2 protein-coding genes are annotated in these 3955 nt (G+C 69.0%); both read right to left on the reverse strand.

Annotation, left to right across the window (positions count from 1 at the left end):
* Nucleotides 1-26 precede the first annotated feature (26 nt).
* Nucleotides 27-1334, reverse strand: coding sequence for a glucose-1-phosphate adenylyltransferase (gene glgC / locus PMI12_RS26030; protein ID WP_007838645.1), 1308 nt, complete (start codon nt 1332-1334; stop codon nt 27-29).
* Nucleotides 1335-1421: 87 nt separating this feature from the next.
* Nucleotides 1422-3500 (reverse strand): glycogen debranching protein GlgX, encoded by a 2079-nt coding sequence (glgX, locus tag PMI12_RS26035; protein ID WP_007838648.1) that lies wholly within the window; start codon nt 3498-3500, stop codon nt 1422-1424.
* Between the last annotated feature and the right edge of the window lie 455 nt (nt 3501-3955).

A 3955-nucleotide genomic window follows, 5' to 3' on the forward strand; every position in this document is an offset into this window, starting at 1 on the left:
AAGTGCGCGAAGACTGGGGGCGAATCTCATGCAGCCAGTCGTTTGAGCATCTCGCGCGTGACCAGCACCACGCCGTTCTCGGTGCGCTCGAAGCGCGCGGCGTCGACTTCGGCGTCCTCGCCGATCACCATGTCGTCGGGGATCACGCAGCCACGGTCGATCACCACCCGGTTGAGCCGGGCACCGCGCCCGACTTCCACGTCGGGCAGCAGCACCGCCTCGTTGATCTCGCAGAAGGAGTGGATGCGCACGCCCGAGAACAGCACCGAGCTGCTGACCTTGGAGCCCGAGACAATGCAGCCGCCCGACACGATGGTGTTGACCGTCATGCCATGCTTGCCCTCGCGGTCGAGCACGAACTTGGCCGGCGGCAACTGCCGCTGGTAGGTCCAGATGGGCCAGTCGGTGTCATAGATGTCGAGCTCCGGGGTGATGGAGGCCAGGTCGAGGTTGGCTGCCCAGAACGCATCAATCGTGCCCACGTCGCGCCAGTAGGCCTTGGCGTCGGGTCCGCGCGAGGCCCGCGTGACGCACGACAGGCCGAAAGGATGGGCCAGCGCGCGGCCCTGGGCCACGGCGCGGGGAATGATGTCCTTGCCGAAATCGTGGCTCGAATCGGGGTTGACGCTGTCTTCTTCGAGCAGCTGGTAGAGGTACTCGGAGTCGAACACGTAGATGCCCATGCTCGCCAGCGCCACGTCGGGATGGCCGGGCATGGCGGGCGGGTCGGCGGGCTTTTCGAGGAAGTCGGTGATCCGGCGGCTCTCGTCGATGGCCATCACGCCGAAGGCCGTGGCTTCCATGCGCGGCACTTCGATGCAGCCGACCGTGCAGCCCAGACCGTGCTCGGCATGGTCCTTGACCATGATCGAGTAGTCCATCTTGTAGATGTGGTCGCCGGCCAGCACCACCACGTAGTCGTGCTTGGTGGAGCGGGTCTGGATGATGTCGAGGTTCTGGAACACCGCATCGGCCGTGCCGCGGTACCAGTGCTCGTCGCCCACGCGCTGCTGGGCGGGCAGCACGTCGACCATCTCGTTGAGCTCGGCGCGCAAAAAGCTCCAGCCGCGCTGCAGGTGGCGCATGAGCGAGTGCGACTTGTACTGCGTGACCACCGCCATGCGCCGGATGCCGGAGTTCAGGCAGTTGGACAGCGCGAAGTCGATGATGCGGAACTTGCCGCCGAAGTACACGGCCGGCTTGGCGCGCCGGTCGGTCAGCTGCTTGAGGCGGGAGCCGCGTCCGCCGGCCAGCACCAGGGCGATGGTGCGGCGGACCAGTTGATGGGCCTGCAGCTCCTGCGGGGGCTGCGCTTGCGGTGTGAGGTTGTCCATCCTGAGTCTCCGTTCGTTCGCTTGTTGGAATTCATTCGCCGTCAGGGTCTCTGCATCGAGACTAGCACCGCGCCGTGCGCCTGGCTCCTACGTTCTTGCGATCCCGATGCTTGAAAAAGGCACTTGCGCCGTGCCGCCGAGCGGCCGGCCCATCTCACCCGGATCGTCCTCGGGATCGGTGGACAGGCGCAGGCGCCAAGCGCCCGCGGGCAGCCTGAAGGGCACAGCCTGCGGGCCTGCGTTCACCAGCACCAGCCACGAGCCGCCGTCGCCGGCGCCATCGCCGAAAAGGATTGCAAGTGCCGTGCCCGTGCGCCAGTCGCCGGCCGTCATCGGTTCGCCGTCGGGGCGCAGCCAGCGGATGCCCGGCGGCATGCCCTGCGGCGTCTCGGGTGGCCACCAGCGGGTGCTGCGCAGGGCCGGGGCTTCGCGGCGCAGGGCGGCCAGGCGCGCCACGAAGGCGCTCGTGCGGGCCGCGTCGCTGTCGGGGGCGGAGGCGCCGATCCACGCGAGCCATGTGGTCTCGTTGTCCTGGCAGTAGGCGTTGTTGTTGCCCTGCTGGCTGTGGCCCAGCTCGTCGCCGGCCAGCAGCATGGGTGTGCCCTGTGACAGCATCAGCGTGGCGAGCAGCGCGCGCTGCAGGCGGCTGCGCAGGGCCAGCACGGCGGGGTCGTTGCTCGGCCCCTCGACGCCACAGTTGTTGCTCATGTTGTGGCCATGGCCGTCACGGTTGCCCTCGCCGTTGGCGAGGTTGTGGCGCTCGTTGTAGCTCACGAGGTCGCGCAGCGTGAAGCCGTCGTGCGCGGTGACGAAGTTGACGCTCGCGGCCGGCGCGCGGCCGTGATGGGCGAACTGCGTGCTGGAAGCGGTGAAGCGATGGGCGAAGTCGCCCAGGCCGGCCCTGTCGTCGTGCGCCTGGCGCAGCCAGAAGCCGCGCTGCGTGTCGCGGTAGCGGTCGTTCCATTCGAGCCAGCCCGGCGGGAACTCGCCGAGGCGGTAGCCGCCGGGGCCGATGTCCCAGGGCTCGGCGATGAGCAGGGTGCGCGAGAGCACCGGGTCTTGCGCGATGGCGGCGAAGAAGGGCGCGCGTGGGTCGAAGCCCCGCTGCGCGTCGCGCCCGAGCACCGGGGCGAGATCGAAGCGGAAACCGTCGACACCCATCTCGCAGGCCCAGAAGCGCAGGCTGTCCATCACCAGCTGCAGCACGCGCGGCTCGCCGAGATTCAGGCAGTTGCCCGTGCCGGCCCAGTTCTCGTAGAGGGCGCGGTCGTCGGGGCGCAGGTGGTAGTACAGCGCGTTGTCGATGCCGCGCAGCGAGAGCGTGGGACCGAGCTCGTCGGTCTCGGCGCTGTGGTTATAGACCACGTCGATCACCAGCTCCATGCCACGTGCGTGTATGGCGTCGGCCATCGCGCGGAACTCGCTGGCGGGCGTGGTGCCGGCGCGGCCGCTCCAGTAGCGGGCCTCGGGAGCGAACCAGCCGATGGTGGTGTAGCCCCAGTAGTTGCTCAGGCCCATGCGCAGCAGGCGCTGCTCGTCGGCGCGGTGCTGCACGGGCATGAGGCTCAGGGTGGTGACACCCAGGCGCTGGAGGTGGTCGAGCACGGCGGGCTCCGCGAGGCCGGCGTAGGTGCCCCGGAGTGCCGCGGGGACTGCGGGGTGGAGCCTGGTCTGGCCTTTGACATGCAGCTCGCAGAGCACGCGCTCGCCGGCGGGGATGCGGGCGTGGCCGGATGCCGCTGCCGGACCGGCGGGTTGCGCGACACGGGCCTTGAGCGCGACGGCTGCGTTGTCGCGGGCGTCCCTCTGGGCCGGGTTCGCGGGGTCGTGGCCCAGGAAGATGTCGCTGCCGTCGTAGCTGCCGACGATCTCGCGGGCGTAGGGGTCGAGCAGCAGCTTGGCTGGGTTGAAGCGTTGGCCTTCGTGGGGGGACCACGGGCCGTGGACTCGGTAGCCGTAGACGAGGCCGGGCTTGCCGCTGGGCAGGTGGCCGTGCCAGATGCCGTCGGTGCATGCCGGTAGGTTGAGGCGCTGCTGCTCGCTCTTGCCGGTGCTGTCGAAGATGCAGAGCTGTACTGCTTCTGCTGTTGGCGCTGCTATTGCGAAGTTGACTCCCTGTTGCGAGGGTGTTGCGCCCAAGGGGTAGGGGGTGCCTGAGCTCAGCATGTTGCTGCCTCCGGCGGGTGGTTGCTTTCCGGGGCCGGGACTCGCCCCGGCGGGCGACTCACTTTCTTTTGCTTCGCCAAAAGAAAGTGAGCAAAGAAAAGGCGACCCCACTGTCTGCGACCCCTTCGCTGCGCTACGGGGCAACCTGCGGTGCTCGCGTTTCGCGGGGTCTCGCAGAACTCGCTTCGCTCAGACAAGGGCGGGCCCTGATCCGCGAACCGCTGCGCTCCTCGGCGCAGCCAGAGGGGAGGGGAACCCTCCCGGGCCTTCGCTTCGCTCGGCCCCCATGCGGCTGCAGGCGCGCAGCGCCTGCAGCCGCCCCGCGCCGAGCGAAGCGATGGCGCGTTCGGTTTTCCAATCCCTTCTGGCTGCGCCGAGGAGCGCAGCGGTTCGCGGATCAGGGCCCGCCCTTGTCTGAGCGAAGCGAGTTTGGGCGGGACCCCGCGAACCGCGAG

The organism is Variovorax sp. CF313 (assembly GCF_000282635.1).
GTDB lineage: Bacteria > Pseudomonadota > Gammaproteobacteria > Burkholderiales > Burkholderiaceae_C > Variovorax.

Bases quoted from the DNA above. Each gene is read 5' to 3' on its own strand.
- glgC (WP_007838645.1), bottom strand. From the start codon at position 1,334: ATGGACAACCTCACACCGCAAGCGCAGCCCCCGCAGGAGCTGCAGGCC.
- glgX (WP_007838648.1), bottom strand. From the start codon at position 3,500: ATGCTGAGCTCAGGCACCCCCTACCCCTTGGGCGCAACACCCTCGCAA.